Annotated in this window: 12 protein-coding genes; 4 read left to right on the top strand and 8 right to left on the bottom strand. The window is 66.4% G+C overall.

Annotation, left to right across the window (positions count from 1 at the left end; genetic code table 11):
- The first annotated feature begins 92 nt into the window (after positions 1–92).
- Positions 93–2,519, top strand: coding sequence for a DNA topoisomerase (ATP-hydrolyzing) subunit B (gene gyrB / locus A4249_RS15355; protein WP_066554229.1), 2,427 nt, complete (start codon positions 93–95; stop codon positions 2,517–2,519).
- Positions 2,520–2,537: 18 nt separating this feature from the next.
- Here the strand turns inward: gyrB and A4249_RS15350 are convergent, their stop codons facing one another.
- From A4249_RS15350 to A4249_RS15325, 6 genes are all read right to left on the bottom strand, one after another.
- Entirely contained in the window at positions 2,538–2,978 is a 441-nt protein-coding gene (locus tag A4249_RS15350; RefSeq protein WP_066554223.1) for a hypothetical protein, read from the bottom strand.
- Positions 2,979–3,065: 87 nt separating this feature from the next.
- On the bottom strand, positions 3,066–3,452 hold the full coding sequence (locus A4249_RS15345) for a DUF6491 family protein (protein WP_066554222.1): 387 nt from the start codon (positions 3,450–3,452) through the stop codon (positions 3,066–3,068).
- A gap of 26 nt (positions 3,453–3,478) precedes the next feature.
- The gene (gene mnmD / locus A4249_RS15340; protein WP_066554219.1) at positions 3,479–5,311 is read right to left on the bottom strand and encodes a tRNA (5-methylaminomethyl-2-thiouridine)(34)-methyltransferase MnmD; all 1,833 of its coding nucleotides are present in this window, start codon (positions 5,309–5,311) and stop codon (positions 3,479–3,481) included.
- Between the two features lie 85 nt (positions 5,312–5,396).
- Positions 5,397–5,702, bottom strand: coding sequence for a hypothetical protein (locus A4249_RS15335; RefSeq protein ID WP_066554212.1), 306 nt, complete (start codon positions 5,700–5,702; stop codon positions 5,397–5,399).
- A gap of 98 nt (positions 5,703–5,800) precedes the next feature.
- Entirely contained in the window at positions 5,801–6,667 is an 867-nt protein-coding gene (gene motA, locus A4249_RS15330; protein WP_055754172.1) for a flagellar motor stator protein MotA, read from the bottom strand.
- Between the two features lie 86 nt (positions 6,668–6,753).
- On the bottom strand, positions 6,754–8,553 hold the full coding sequence (locus A4249_RS15325) for a long-chain-acyl-CoA synthetase (RefSeq protein WP_066554210.1): 1,800 nt from the start codon (positions 8,551–8,553) through the stop codon (positions 6,754–6,756).
- A gap of 325 nt (positions 8,554–8,878) precedes the next feature.
- On the opposite strand from A4249_RS15325, the gene A4249_RS15320 reads away from it, so the two are divergent.
- Positions 8,879–9,442, top strand: a complete 564-nt coding sequence (locus A4249_RS15320) for a hypothetical protein (RefSeq protein ID WP_156494729.1) — start codon at positions 8,879–8,881, stop codon at positions 9,440–9,442.
- Between the two features lie 58 nt (positions 9,443–9,500).
- On the opposite strand, the gene A4249_RS15315 is transcribed toward A4249_RS15320, so the two are convergent.
- A complete protein-coding gene (locus A4249_RS15315; protein WP_066554206.1) occupies positions 9,501–10,823 on the bottom strand; it encodes a PQQ-dependent sugar dehydrogenase in 1,323 nt (440 codons plus the stop codon).
- 12 nt (positions 10,824–10,835) lie between these two features.
- Positions 10,836–11,387 carry a lipocalin family protein gene (locus A4249_RS15310; RefSeq protein WP_082854198.1) on the bottom strand — a complete coding sequence of 184 codons (552 nt, stop codon included), beginning with the start codon at positions 11,385–11,387 and terminating at the stop codon, positions 10,836–10,838.
- Between the two features lie 177 nt (positions 11,388–11,564).
- Here A4249_RS15310 and cysD point away from each other — a divergent pair, with 177 nt between their 5' ends.
- Together cysD and cysN are read left to right on the top strand one after the other, a co-directional pair.
- A complete protein-coding gene (cysD, locus tag A4249_RS15305; RefSeq protein ID WP_066554203.1) occupies positions 11,565–12,506 on the top strand; it encodes a sulfate adenylyltransferase subunit CysD in 942 nt (313 codons plus the stop codon).
- Positions 12,506–14,419, top strand: coding sequence for a sulfate adenylyltransferase subunit CysN (gene cysN / locus A4249_RS15300; RefSeq protein WP_066554201.1), 1,914 nt, complete (start codon positions 12,506–12,508; stop codon positions 14,417–14,419). The genes cysD and cysN overlap by 1 nt, the downstream gene beginning before the upstream one ends.
- Positions 14,420–14,435: the final 16 nt, after the last annotated feature.

Here is a 14,435-nt window from a genome sequence, read left to right as displayed (position 1 = left end):
GGCCTCGGCGCGGTGCGATCCCGCCGTCGATTCGAGCGCCGGGTCCGGCGCTCCATCCCCGTCCCGGTCGGGACTTCAGAGCCAATGACTTCATGACCGATCCGATTGCCGACCTGCCTGAATACGGCGCCGATTCCATCAAGGTTCTCAAAGGCCTGGACGCCGTGCGCAAACGCCCCGGCATGTATATCGGCGACACCGACGACGGCTCGGGCCTGCACCACATGGTCTATGAGGTGGTCGATAACGCCATCGACGAGGCCCTGGCCGGCCACGCCGACCTGGTCCAGGTCATCCTGAACAGCGACGGCTCGGTCACCGTGACCGACAACGGCCGCGGCATTCCCACCGGCATCCACGAAGGCGAAGGCGTCTCGGCGGCCGAGGTCATCATGACCCAGTTGCACGCCGGCGGTAAGTTCGACCAGAACTCCTACAAGGTGTCCGGCGGTCTGCACGGCGTGGGCGTGTCCGTGGTCAACGCCCTTTCCGACTGGCTGGAGCTGAAGATCTATCGCGACGGCAAGGCGCACCAGATGCGCTTCGAGCGCGGCGACACGGTCAAGTCGCTGGAAGTCACCGGCGACGCCCCCATTCGCGAGGACACCGGCAAGCCGCTGAGCGGCACCGAGGTCACCTTCTTCCCGTCCGTCACGACCTTCAGCCACATCGACTTCGACCTGAAGACGCTGGAACACCGTCTGCGCGAACTGGCCTTCCTGAACTCGGGCGTGGTCATCAAGCTGGCCGACCAGCGCCACGCCGAGCCGGTCGAGATGATCCTGCACTACGAGGGCGGTGTCGAAGCCTTCGTGCGCCACCTCGACAAGTCCAAAACGCCGATCCTGAAGGACGTCATCGTCATTCGCGGCAAGAAGGAAGGGATCGAACTGGATCTCGCCCTGTGGTGGAACGACAGCTACCACGAGACCATGCTGTGCTTCACCAACAACATCCCCCAGCGGGATGGAGGCACCCACCTATCGGCCTTCCGCGCCAGCCTGACCCGCGTCATGGGCGGCTATATCGAGAGCTCGGGCGCCGGCAAGAAGGAGAAGGTCTCCGTCACCGGCGAGGATGCGCGCGAGGGCCTGACCTGCGTCCTGTCGGTCAAGGTGCCGGATCCCAAGTTCAGCTCCCAGACCAAGGACAAGCTGGTCTCCTCCGAAGTGCGTCCGGCCGTCGAAAGCCTGTGCTCGGAAGGCCTGGCGACCTGGTTCGAGGAACATCCGGTCGAGGCCAAGCAGATCGTGGCCAAGATCATCGAGGCGGCGTCGGCGCGTGAGGCCGCCCGCAAGGCCCGCGACCTGACGCGGCGCAAGTCCGCGCTGGAAATCTCGAGCCTGCCGGGCAAGCTGGCCGACTGCCAGGAGCGCGATCCCGCCAAGTCCGAACTGTTCATCGTCGAGGGCGATTCCGCCGGCGGCTCAGCCAAACAGGCGCGCAACCGCGAGAACCAGGCCGTCTTGCCCCTGCGCGGCAAGATCCTGAACGTCGAGCGCGCGCGTTTTGACCGGATGCTGTCGTCGGACCTGATCGGCACGCTGATCCTGGCGCTCGGCACCGGCATCGGCCGCGACGACTTCAACGCCGACAAGCTGCGCTATCACAAGATCATTCTGATGGCGGACGCCGACGTCGACGGCGCCCACATCCGCACCCTGCTGCTGACCTTCTTCTATCGCCAGATGCCCGAGCTGATCACGCGCGGCCACGTCTACATCGCCCAGCCGCCCCTCTATAAGGTCTCTAAGGGCAAGCAGTCGCGCTACCTGAAGGATCAGGCCGAGATGGACGCCTATCTGATCGAGGAAGGCGCGTCAGAGGCGGAGTTGGACCTGTCCACGGGCGAGCGTCGCCTGGGTCTGGACCTGCAATCCTTGGTGCGCGAGGCCAAGGCCTTCAGCGCGGGCGTCGATCGCCTCAGCCAGCGCGCCCCCGCCTTCGCCATCGAACAGGCGGCGCTCGCCGGTCTGTTCGCCGAGCATTCGGACATGGCGACCGCCTCGGCCGCCGCCGCCGTGCGCCTGAACCTCTATGCCGAAGAGGGCGACGGCGACTGGACCGGCGCGCCGGGCGAACAGGGCGCCGTGGTCTTCACCCGCACCCGTCGCGCGGTGCAGGAGACGATCGTGCTGGAAGAAACCCTGATCCGCTCGCTGGACGCCCGTCGCCTGGCCGAACGCGCAAGCGCTTTCGACGGCGTCTTCGTCGCCCCCGCCACCTACCGCCGCAAGGACAAGTCCACGACCATTCGCGGTCCACTGGACCTGCTGACCGCCGTGCTGGACGCGGGCAAGAAGGGCCTGTCGATCCAGCGCTACAAGGGCCTGGGCGAAATGAACCCCGAGCAGCTGTGGGAGACGACGCTGGACGTCAACGCCCGCACCCTGTTGCAGGTCTCGGTCGAGCACGAGGAAGACGCCAACGACCTGTTCGCCAAACTGATGGGCGACGTGGTCGAACCCCGGCGCGAGTTCATCCAGGACAACGCCCTGGACGCCGCCGTCGACGTCTGACGGCGAAAGGGGCGCGGCCTACTGGCCGCGTCCGCCCGCGATGAAGGCCTGGATGGTCGGGAAGGCCGCCGTCTGGGGCCGCATGTCCTCACAGGCGAAGGATTTGATTGCGCCATAGATGCCGCCGGCCGGCGTCGCTTCCCACGGCGTGTCCTCGGAATAGCGATCGGTTTCCCCCCCGTCCGCACCATAGGTCACCGTTGCGCCCGAACGCGACTGGCCGTCCGAACACCGCACCATGACCTCTTCGGTTTCATGGCTGAGATTGGTCGCCTCGCCGCGCGCGGGCACCCGCGCCATCCGCGTCGTGGCCACGCCGTCCACCGGCGTCAGCGCATCTATATCCACCAGATAGACGGTGGTGTCGCTGCGTGAAAACGTGGCCCAGCTTTCGGCCGACGATGGCGATGCGATCGCCGCCGTCGCCAGGATCGCCGCCACGCCAGTTATTCTGATCATCCTCTTCCCTCCCCAGGCAAGACGATCATTTCATACCCGCCCGCGCGAGAATTCAATCTCTCCCGAAGGCTTCAAAAGCGTTTTCGATCAGGGCCGATCGCGAGACGGCAGGGCCTCGAGCTCTGCGGTTGTCAGCTTCTTTGCGATGCGCACGCGGCACGGATGAGGGCCCGTCGCCGGGCTGAGCAGTGAGGCCTGATCGCCGGGACACAGGCGGCCCGATCCGGCGACAGGTTCCAGCGCGATCGACAGGGCGCGGGTCATGTCGCGACAGAAGGGAGTTTCGATCTGAAACACCCCGGCGTCCGTCGTGCGAACATACAGGGTCTGGTCGTTCGGCGCGGTGAAGTTGCGCACCAGATTGGGCCGGAAGCACTGGCCGGCGTCGGCGCGGCTGGCCGTCGTCACGCCCGGCGACGGCGCACAGGCCGACAGTACGAGGAGAGCCGCAGACGACAGAATGAGACGATGCATATTCAACTCCTGAACAAGCCCCCGCTTCATCCTGCGCGCGTCGGCGAGAACGATGCAAGGCCGTCCGTCAGAACCGCAGACCGCCGTGGCGACACGCGCGCCGCCAGATCGCGCGGCAGGGGCGAGGGCTGATCAAGGATGACGGCGGCGACATGCTCGCCCAGCAAGGGCGCGACGCAAAAGCCGCGCGACCCTAGACCGCCGAGCACATAGAGACCGTCATCGAGAGCGCCCGCTACAGGCAGGCGATCCGGCGTCGTGGCGCGGACTGCAGCCCGATGCTGCACCGGCCCGGCCGCCGTGATGCGCTTGGCCAACGCCGGCAAGCGCGCTTCCAAGGTCGCCAGATTTCGTACGCCGTCGTCCTCGCGCGGCGCCGTGTCGGTGTCGCCCCGGTCATGGGTCGCGCCGAACAGCACGCCTTGGCCCGTTGGAACCGCATAGCCGCCCCAAGCCATGGGGTGGATGGTCACGTCGCCGTCGATCCAGTCCGCCTGCCCCCGCACGGGCGACAGGCGCGGCGTCTGGTCGAACCCTTCCAACAGGGCGGCCGATCCCCAACCGGCGGCGAGAACCACCGCATCGACCTCGCCCAGCACGACGTCGGCTTCGCCAATCAAGCGCCAGCGGCCGTCGGCGCGCTCCAGCCGTGTCACGCGCTCAGAGCGCGTCTCCGCGTCCGAAAACCATTTCGAGAGCACCGTCGCAGGGCGCACCGCGAATGCTCCCTTCATCAGCAGACCGCCTTGCCCCGTTGCTTCGCCGGCGACGGCTGACGCCGCCCCTTCGTCCAGCACCGCCATGTCAACGTCATTCCAGATCGGCTGGCGAGCGATCTTTTCGAACCGGACCGCATCCCGCAGCGCCTGGGGGAGTTGCAGCACGCCGTGGCCCGTTACGGCATCCGGGATCGAGGCATACAGATGTGCCGTCCGCTCCAGCGCCTGGGCGTGCAGGGCGGCGATGCCGAGGTCGCCGGCATCCAGGCGCGGCGTAACTAGGGCCGCCGGAAAGCCGGAGCCGCCCGCGCCCGGGCGCTCACCCTCGAACACCACGGCCCGGAGGCCCTGCGCCTTCAGCGCGCGCGCCACCGATGCGCCGGCGATACCCGCGCCGATCACGGCGACACGGGGCGGCGGTGACGGTTCGAACACTGAGGGGAGACGCGCCTCAAGCCGCTCGCGCTTGCGGCCATGACCGGGGCGCTTCTCGACGATGAAGCCCTGCCCAGCCAGGCCCCGCCGCACGGCTCCGGCGACGGTGAAGGTGGCCAGGCGCGCGCCCGGCGCCGAGCGCTCGGCGATCAAGGCCATCACTTCGGGCGACCACATGCCCGGGTTCAGCGCAGGCGAGAAACCGTCCAGGAACCAGGCATCCGCCACTCCCGACCACTGCTCCAGCGCCCAGGCCGCATCGCCCACCGCCAGGTCCAGCACGGCGTCGAAGCCGGGCAGATCCACCCGGTGAAAGCCCGGCGTCGCGGCCGGCCAGTTTGCGATCAAGGCCTCGGTCGCCTCCGCAAGTGCCGGCCAGGCGCCCAGCGCCCGCGCCGCTTCCGCCGCCGTCAGCGGAAACCCCTCGATAGAAAAAATGTGCAGCCGCCCGCCCTCGGGCCGCGTCCGTCGCCACAGATACAGCAGGGCGGCGATGTTCAACCCCGTGCCGAACCCCAGCTCGGCCACCGTGAAATGATCCCGTCCCATCCAGGCGTCCGGCAGGCCGCAACCTTCCAGAAACACCGCCCGCGTTTCGGCCAGGCCGTCATCGCGCGAGAAATAGACGTCGCCGAACCGGCCGGAGCGCGGCTCGCCCTCTTCGGTCCAGGTGAGCAGGGGCGAGGCGTCATCATCAGGCGTCATCGCGCGGCTCTAGCACCTTCGTCGCCGACATGAAAAAGGCCGCCCCCGTCGGAGCGGCCTCTTTGGGCTTTGGTTTCGACGCGGCCTAGTGGGCGGCCGCCGGACCATGCGCAGGTTCGGCCGGCGCGACGGGAACCGGCGCCGCGGCGGAGGCGTCGGCGCCCTGCATCGTCGTGGCCGCCTGGGCGGCGGTGTCTTCCTGAATGGCCTGATTGGCCGCCGCTTCGGCGTCCTTGGCGGCCTGATCGACCGTCAGCGCGGCTTCTTCTGCGCTGCCGGCGGCCTCGACCGCATCGGTGGACGGCGCTTCGGCCTTCTCTTCCGGGGCCTTGCTGCAGGCGGCCAGGACCAGGAGCGCGGCGGATGCGGCGACGAGGGCTTTGATACGCATGAAGATGTCTCCGAAGCTTGCGAGACCGGAACGTCTCTTGGCGCAAACGATAGGGCCGCCGCGCGCGGCAGGGCAAGTTAAGATCAGGAAAGTCGGGATCAGTCGGCAGTGATGCTGTTCAGCGCCTCTTCCATCTCGCCAAACGACGGCTGCGCCGATGACGGGATGTCGCCCCGGCCGATCTCGACCGAAATCTGGGCGGCGTTGCCGTGCAGGTGGGCGACCAGCACCGACTGAATGATCTTATAGTAGGCGGCTTCCTCGTTGATGATCGCCGTCAGGCGCGCCGCGAACGGACCGACCAGACCATAGGCCAAGAACACGCCCATAAAGGTGCCGACCAGGGCGCCGCCGATCATGCCGCCCAGAACCTCGGGCGGCTCGGTGATCGATCCCATGGTCTTGATGACCCCCAGCACGGCGGCGACGATGCCCAGAGCAGGCAGGCCGTCGGCCAGGTTCTGAAGCGCATGGGCGTTTTCCAGATGCTCGTGATGGTGCTTTTCGAGCTGCTTTTCCATCGCATCCTCGACCTGGTGCGGATCTTCCAGGTTCATCGTCATCATCCGCAGGGTGTCGCAGATGAAGTCGACGGCGAAATGGTCCTTCAGCACCTTGGGATACTTCTGGAAGATGGTCGACTCCTTGGGCTTTTCGATATGGCTTTCCAGCGCCACCACGCCCTTGGACTTCATCGTCTTGGTCAGCTGGAACAGCAGCGACAGCAGGTCCTTATAGTCCTGCTTCTTCCACTTCGGCCCAGCGAAGGTCTTGCCCAGCCCCGCCATGGACCCCTTGATCACCGGCAAGGAGTTGGAGATCAGGAAGGCGGCGATGCCCGCCCCGCCGATGGCCATCAGCTCGTGCGGCGCGGCGTGCAGGATCACTTCGAACTTGCCGCCCGAAATGGCGTAGCTGCCGAAGACGAGGCCGAACAGCAGCACGATGCCGATGATCTGGAACATGGAGGCGAACAATCCTGACGCGAGAGGTCGGGACTATCGCCATTAATCATTAAGACGGCGTTTCGCGAACGCCGCCTTCCCAGTCGCTATAGCCGGGTTTCGCCCTTCAGAATGGCGTTGCGTCCGGCCGCCGTCAGCTTCTGATAGCCCGCAGCCCCGCCCCGCACATAGAGGGCGGCGCCGGTCTTGGACGGATCGAAACCGTCGACCACCAGATCGGCCTTACGGTATTTGAAGGTGCCGGTCGTCTCCGCCGATTTGATCAACCGCACGAAGACCGGCTGAGCATAGGCAGGCAGCTTGGCCTCGACATGGTCGGAGAAGGCCTGGGCGTCGAACTTGCCTTCCACCACCAGGGCCGCCATGCCGGCCTTGCCGTCCTGGGCCGGCACAGGCACGCCATAGACGATGGCTTCGGTCACGCCCGGCGCGTCCATCAGCACCTGTTCGACCTCGGAGGTCGAGACGTTCTCGCCCTTCCAGCGGAAGGTGTCGCCCATCCGATCGACGAAGTAGAAATAGCCTTCCTTGTCCTGCTTCATCAGGTCGCCGGTGCGGAACCAGCGGTCGCCCTTCTTGAACACGTCGGTCAGGATCTTCTTCTGCGAGGCGGCCTTGTCGGCATAGCCCGAGAAGTCGTGGCGGATGTCGTTTCCGATCAGGCCGATGGCCTCGCCGACCTCGCCGACGCGCGCCAGACGACACAGACCGTCCGAGCCGCGGATCGGCTGTTCGGTCTCCACGTCGAACTCGACCAGGCGAATATTGATCTGCGACTTCAGGAAGCTCGGCACCCGACCGATCGCGCCCTGCTTGCCGTCGAAGTTGAACAGCGAGACATTGCCTTCGGTCGAGCCGTAGAATTCCAGGATGTCAGGAATCTTGAACCGGCTTTGGAAGTCGGGCCAGACATCGGCGCGCAGGCCGTTGCCGAACGCCAGACGCAGCTTGTGCTTGGTCTCGTCCTCGTGCGGCGGGCAGTTGACCAGATAGCGGCACAGCTCGCCGATATAGACGAACATGGTCGCGCCCGACGAGCGCACGTCGGGCCAGAAGGTGCTGGCCGAAAACTTCTTGCGGATCACCAGCCGCGCGCCGTTCAGCAGCGCCGCGCCCACGCCGACCAGGCCGCCGGTCGAGTGATACAGCGGCAAGACGTTGAAGATCCGGTCCTCGGGCGTCGAACGCGTGGCGCCGGCGAAGGCGCGCATATAGGTGCGGGCGCGCGAATGCGGGATGCGCGCGGCCTTGGGCAGACCGGTCGTGCCGGAGGTGTAGATATAAAGGGCGGTGTCGCGGTTGGTCAGGCCTTCGCGCGCCGACTTGGACGGTCGCACCGAAGACCCGCCGCGCACGGGCTTGTCCAGGCCGCGACGGTCGCTGGTCTCCAGATCGTCAGTCAGGCCCAGAACCCAGAGCGCCAGGTTGTGATCGACCAGAGGCCGCGCCTCCTCGATCTGACGCCAGCAATCCTCGTCCGCGACGACGTTGAACGCCTTGGAGATGGCCAGACAGTGGGCCAGCCCCTGCCCGTTCAGATTGGTGTTGATCAGGGCCGTCGCGATGCCGACCTTGGAGAAGCCGATCCACGCCGCCAGATACTCGATCCGGTTGGTCATCATCAGGGCGATGGTGTCGCTGCGACGCAGGCCCCGGTTCTTGGCCCAGTGGGCGAAGCGGTTGGCCATGGCGTCCAGGTCGCGATACGTCAGGGCGCGCTGACCGTCGTCGATGGCGATGTTGTCGGCGAATTTGTCGACGGCTTCTTCGAAGTCGTCGCAGAGCAGGACGTCGCTGTCCAACTCGATCGGCTTGATGCGTTTCAACAGACGGAACAGGCCGCGCGCGAACCGGACATCCCTACGGATATTGGCTACAAAACCCATGCGCGCCGTACTCCGGTCAATGCGTGTTCCACCCGGTCCGGTGATGGACGAAGGCGGCCGGTCGGGTCAACCGTAGGGTCCGCAATCCTTCGCGAACCTGACGAATTGCCGTCCAGCCGTGATCCATTTGTTCGGTTGACGCGGCGGAAATCCAGAGCACCGTCCTGCTTTTTATTGCCGCATTGACGGCAAATGCGGCGGCCTCGCGCACGGTCTTCGCCCCATTCCGGGCGGAAACGGTGTTTCTTCGGGGCTTTTGCGCTTTACGCGGAACGCCGTTGCGGAACGGCGGGTTGGTTGATCGACGTTATGGAGGACAGAAACAATGTCTATGACCTATGCCAACGCCAATACCGAAGCCCGCGCTGACGACACGACCTTCGTCCCGCGTTACGCTCGCACGACCAAGTCCAAGAAGTCGGTGAAGACCTGGATGATCCTGGCCCCGATCGGCGCGGTGGCGCTGCTTGGCAGCGGCGTCGCCATGATGATGGGCGGCGAACAGGCCGCTCCGGCCCAACCCGCCGAGACCGCCGCACCGGCCATGCAGACCGCGCCCGCCGCGATGACGGCCGCCCAGGCGCCGGTCACGCCCGCCCCGGCCGAGGTCGCGCCGACGCCGGCTGCGACCCCGACGCCGGCCGCCGCGCCTGCGCCGGTCGCTCGCCGCACCGAACCCGTGGCCCGTCGCGCTGCGCCGGCCGTTGAACGGCCCGCCGCCGCCCGTGTTGAGACGCCGGCTACGCCTTCGGGTCCGCAACCCTACACCGCGCCGGCCGCCTCGACGTCGAGCACCCGCCAGTTGAACACCGCGCCCGCAGCTTCGACCCCGGCTCCCGTCGTGACCACGCCTGCCGCTCCGGCGATCACGGTCCAGCCGCTGAACTGATCTCAGCAGAATAATGGAAAGCCCCGGTTTCGGCCGGGGCTTTTTTTATGATCGAGGTTCAGGCCCCGCTAACGCGCCAGATGACATTGCCCACATCATCGGCAACCAGCAGCGCGCCTTGCCGATCGATCTGCACTCCCACGGGCCGGCCCTGAGCCTGACCCTGGGCGTTCAGAAATCCGGTCAGAACATCCTGCGGCGGCCCGGCGGGACGTCCATCGACGAACGGCACGAAGATCACCTTGTAGCCGCTGCGCACGCTGCGGTTCCACGATCCATGCTGGCCGACGAAAACGCCCGAGCGGAGCGCTGGCGGCAACAGGCTCGCGCCTTGTCCGAACGTCAGCCCCAGCGACGCCGTGTGCGCGCCCAGGGCGTAATCCGGCCGGATCGCGCGCGCGACCATCGCAGGATTGGCGGGCGGACGCGTATCGACCGTCTGACCGTAATAGCTCCACGGCCAGCCGTAAAAGGCGCCCGGCGTGACCGAAGTCATATAGTCGGGCACCAGATCGTCGCCGATTTCATCACGCTCGTTGACCGTTACCCACAGCTGGCCGGTCTGCGGGTTCCAGTCCATGCCAACCGGATTGCGCAGGCCCGAGGCATAGACCCGCCGTGCGCCCGTCGCGGGATCGATCTCCAGGATGGCGGCGCGGTCGACTTCCTCGTCCAGGCCGTTTTCGCCGACGTTGGAGTTGGATCCGACCCCGACATAAAGCCGCCGGCCGTCCGGGCTGGTGACAAGGCTCTTGGTCCAGTGGTGATTGCGGCCGGCGGGCAGGTCCGCGATCTTCGTCGCCGCAGCGTCGATCTGCGTCTGGCCGCTCCGATACGGAAAGGCCACCACCGCATCGGCGTTGGCGACATACAGCCGGTCGCCGACCAGAGCCATGCCGAACGGCGACTTCAGTCCGGTCAGGAAATCGGTCTTGATCTCCGCCGCCCCATCGCCGTCCGCGTCCCGCAGCAGGACGATCTTGTTGGGGCTCGGGACACCGGCGCCGGCCTTGGCCATGACCTTGCCCATCACCCAGCCACGCAGACCGCCTTTCTTGTCTTCGGGCTTGGGCGGCGCATTCGACTCCGCGACAAGAATATCGCCGTTGGGCAGGCGATAGAGCCAGCGCGGGTGATTCAGGCGTGTCGCGAACGCCTGTACGCGCAAACCCGCCGCCGCGACCGGCGTCGCGCCTTCGGGCCAGCTCGACGCCGGGGCGATATTGACGGTGGGCAGAAAGCCCTGACGCGCCGCCGGCAGTTGCGGGTCCGGACCAAACCCCGCCGCGACGGGCAAGGCTGTCCCACCCGCGCAGGCTCCTAGACCGATCACCGTCGCGAGCAGTGTCGAGGCGAACAAAACCGTCCGTGGCGAGCGCATGGTCTTTGATCCTTACCGCGCCGGTTGGGCCGGGAACTCCAGACGACTGACATCATAACCAAGGGCCCGCGCCCGTTCGGTCAGGGCGCGCACCTGCTGCTCGTTTGGCAAGTCGCGCGTGTAGATGAACAGCCGATTGAAGGTCGGATCAGCCGAGATGAACCAGCTGTAGTCGTCCGCCCGGTCCAGCACCCAATAGTCCCAGGTCACGAACCCGGCCAGATATTTGACCCTCAGCTTGGCGTTTGTGCCCGGATCGAGGATCTCGCCTCGCCCGCCGATGGCCTTTTCCTTGCCGTCCGGCGTGCCGACCTGACAGGTGTCGCGCACATCGACGCGCGTGCCCTCCACCGGCGTATAGATCGACGCCCCGGCGACGCAGCCGTCGGTCAGCCGATCCGGCAGGCGCGCAATCTCGTGCCAGCGCCCGGACCACAGACGCTGTACATCCACCGGCTTGGCCGGCTGCGGCGCGCGATATTCGGACGGGGACGGTGCGGTCACGCATCCCGCCAGCGCGATCGCGGCGGCGGCGGATGCGGCGAGGGATTTCAGACTGGACATGGGCGTTTCCGTTTTGATGCCATAAGCCGCTTTCCGCGACCCTGGTTCCTCTACGTCACAACGCTGTTCTTAGACCTCTTGCCCGTCAGGTCGGAAATCTCACAGGACGTGGCAGTATCAATCGCTTGTCTTACGTCGCACATTGGCGTTGTCACCTCCGCTCGACGGAGACCTTCGGTGGATACTGCCATTCTGACTGCGAACCCAACCCTGTCCGCGCCGCGCCTGACGCACCTTCAGCGCCTGGAGGCCGAGAGCATCCACATCCTGCGCGAGGTGGCGGCCGAGGCCGAGCGCCCGGTCATGCTGTATTCGATCGGCAAGGACTCGGCCGTCATGCTGCATCTGGCGAAGAAGGCCTTCTATCCGTCCAGGCCGCCCTTCCCGCTTCTGCACGTCGACACGACGTGGAAGTTTCGCGCCATGTACGCGATGCGCGAACAGGCGGCGGCCGATCTGGGCGTCGAGCTGCTGGTCCACCAGAACCCCGACGCCCTCGCACGCGGCATCAACCCCTTCGATCACGGCTCGGCCCTGCACACGGACCTGTGGAAGACCGAAGGTCTGAAACAGGCCCTGAACCATTACGGCTTCGACGCAGCCTTCGGCGGCGCCCGGCGCGACGAGGAGAAGTCGCGCGCCAAGGAGCGGATCTTCTCCTTCCGCACCGCAGAACACCGTTGGGACCCAAAGAACCAGCGCCCCGAACTCTGGCGGCTCTACAACACGCGCAAAAAGCCCGGCGAGAGCATCCGCGTCTTCCCGATCTCAAACTGGACCGAGCTGGACGTCTGGCAATACATCCACCTGGAGCGGATCCCCATCGTGCCGCTGTATCTGGCCGCCGAACGGCCGGTGGTTGAGCGGGACGGCGCCCTGATCATGGTCGATGACGACCGGTTCCGGCTGCGCCCCGGCGAGACGCCCCAGATGAAGTCCGTCCGTTTCCGCACCCTGGGCTGCTACCCCCTGACCGGGGCGGTCGAGAGCACGGCCGCGACCCTGCCCGAGGTCATTCAGGAAATGCTTCTGACCACCACCTCGGAGCGGCAGGGCCGGATGATCGACCACGACCAGTCCGCCTCGATGGAGAAGAAGAAGCAGGAGGGCTATTTCTGATGGCCCACCAATCGGACCTAATCGCCCGCGACATCGACGCCTATCTGGACGCCCACCAGCACAAGAGCCTGCTTCGCTTCATCACCTGCGGCAGCGTGGACGACGGCAAGTCCACCCTGATCGGCCGGTTGCTGTACGACTCCAAGATGATCTTCGAGGATCAGATGGCGGCGCTGGAGGCGGACAGTCGCCGCGTCGGCACCCAGGGCGGCGACATTGACTTCGCCCTGCTGGTCGACGGCTTGGCCGCCGAGCGGGAACAGGGCATCACCATTGATGTGGCCTATCGCTTCTTCTCGACTGAGAAGCGCAAATTCATCGTCGCCGATACGCCCGGCCACGAACAGTACACGCGCAACATGGTCACCGGCGCCTCGACCGCCGACGCCGCCGTCATCCTGATCGACGCGCGTCGGGGCGTCCTGACCCAGACGCGGCGTCACGCCTATCTGGTCAGCCTGCTGGGCATCCGCCATGTGATCCTGGCGGTCAACAAGATGGACCTCATGGGCTGGTCCCAGTCCGTGTTCGACGCCATCGTCGCCGACTTCCGCGCCTTCGCCGCCCAGATCGGGCTTCAGGCCTTCGACGCCATCCCGATGTCAGCCCTGCGCGGCGACAACATCGCCGAACCCAGCGCCCATTCGCCCTGGTACGCCGGGCCGCCGCTGATGACCCTGCTGGAAACGCTGGAGGTCGGGGACGCTCTTCAGGCCGACCCCTTCCGCCTGCCGGTGCAGTGGGTCAACCGGCCCAATCTCGACTTCCGCGGCTTCTCCGGCCAGATCGCCGCCGGGACCGTGCGCCCAGGCGATCCCGTCCGCGTCCTGCCGTCGGGCAAGGCCTCGACCGTGGCGCGGATCGTCACCGCCGATGGCGACCTGGATCAGGCCGTCGCCGGTCAGTCAATCACCCTGACCCTGGACGACGAGATCGATGTCTCGCGCGGCGACGTCCTGGCCAGCGCCGACGCCCCGCCTGAGGCTGCCGACCAGTTCGAGGCCACGGTGGTCTGGATGGACGACGAACCCCTGCTGCCGGGCCGGCCTTACTTGCTCAAGATCGGCGCCAAACTGGTGGGCGCCACCATCACCGAGCCCAAGCACAAGGTGAACGTCAACACCCTGGAGCAGCAGCCGGCCAAGCGGCTGGAGCTGAACGAAATCGGCGTCTGCAATCTGTCCCTGGACGCCCCCGTCGCCTTCGCCTCCTACGCTCAGAACAAGGATCTGGGCGGTTTCATCCTGATCGACCGGATCTCGAACCGCACGGTCGGGGCGGGTTTGCTGCACTTCGCCCTGCGCCGCGCCCACAACATCCACTGGCAGGCGCTGTCGGTCGACAAGGCGGCGCGCGCCACGATCAAGAACCAGACAGGCCGCGTCGTCTGGCTGACCGGCCTGTCGGGCGCGGGCAAATCGACCATCGCCGATCTGGTGGAAAAGCGGCTCCACGCCGACGGTCGCCACACCTATCTGCTGGACGGCGACAATGTCCGCCACGGCCTGAACCGCGACCTGGGCTTTACGGAGGAGGACCGGGTCGAGAACATCCGCCGCGTCGCCGAAGTTTCCAAACTGATGGTGGACGCCGGCCTGATCGTCCTGGTCAGCTTCATCTCGCCCTTCCGCGCCGAGCGCCGCCTGGCCCGTGATCTGCTGGGCGAGGGCGAGTTCGTCGAGGTCCACGTCGACACGCCCCTGGCGGTGGCCGAGGCCCGCGACGTCAAGGGTCTGTACAAGAAGGCCCGCGCGGGAAAGCTCAAGAACTTCACCGGCATCGACAGCCCCTACGAAGCCCCCGAAAGCCCCGAAATCGTCGTGGACACCACCACCATGTCGCCCGAGGACGCCGCCGAGCGCATCGTCGCCTGGCTGGATGGGCGTTTCTCGACCGAGGACTTCGCCATCTAGGTCCGGAACCTTGACC

Source organism: Brevundimonas sp. GW460-12-10-14-LB2 (genome assembly GCF_001636925.1).
Classification (GTDB): domain Bacteria; phylum Pseudomonadota; class Alphaproteobacteria; order Caulobacterales; family Caulobacteraceae; genus Brevundimonas; species Brevundimonas vesicularis.
This window is presented reverse-complemented; position numbering and strand designations above follow the sequence as displayed.

Bases quoted from the DNA above. Each gene is read 5' to 3' on its own strand.
- gyrB (WP_066554229.1), top strand. From the start codon at position 93: ATGACCGATCCGATTGCCGACCTGCCTGAATACGGCGCCGATTCCATC.
- A4249_RS15350 (WP_066554223.1), bottom strand. From the start codon at position 2,978: ATGATCAGAATAACTGGCGTGGCGGCGATCCTGGCGACGGCGGCGATC.
- A4249_RS15345 (WP_066554222.1), bottom strand. From the start codon at position 3,452: ATGCATCGTCTCATTCTGTCGTCTGCGGCTCTCCTCGTACTGTCGGCC.
- mnmD (WP_066554219.1), bottom strand. From the start codon at position 5,311: ATGACGCCTGATGATGACGCCTCGCCCCTGCTCACCTGGACCGAAGAG.
- A4249_RS15335 (WP_066554212.1), bottom strand. From the start codon at position 5,702: ATGCGTATCAAAGCCCTCGTCGCCGCATCCGCCGCGCTCCTGGTCCTG.
- motA (WP_055754172.1), bottom strand. From the start codon at position 6,667: ATGTTCCAGATCATCGGCATCGTGCTGCTGTTCGGCCTCGTCTTCGGC.
- A4249_RS15325 (WP_066554210.1), bottom strand. From the start codon at position 8,553: ATGGGTTTTGTAGCCAATATCCGTAGGGATGTCCGGTTCGCGCGCGGC.
- A4249_RS15320 (WP_156494729.1), top strand. From the start codon at position 8,879: ATGTCTATGACCTATGCCAACGCCAATACCGAAGCCCGCGCTGACGAC.
- A4249_RS15315 (WP_066554206.1), bottom strand. From the start codon at position 10,823: ATGCGCTCGCCACGGACGGTTTTGTTCGCCTCGACACTGCTCGCGACG.
- A4249_RS15310 (WP_082854198.1), bottom strand. From the start codon at position 11,387: ATGTCCAGTCTGAAATCCCTCGCCGCATCCGCCGCCGCCGCGATCGCG.
- cysN (WP_066554201.1), top strand. From the start codon at position 12,506: ATGGCCCACCAATCGGACCTAATCGCCCGCGACATCGACGCCTATCTG.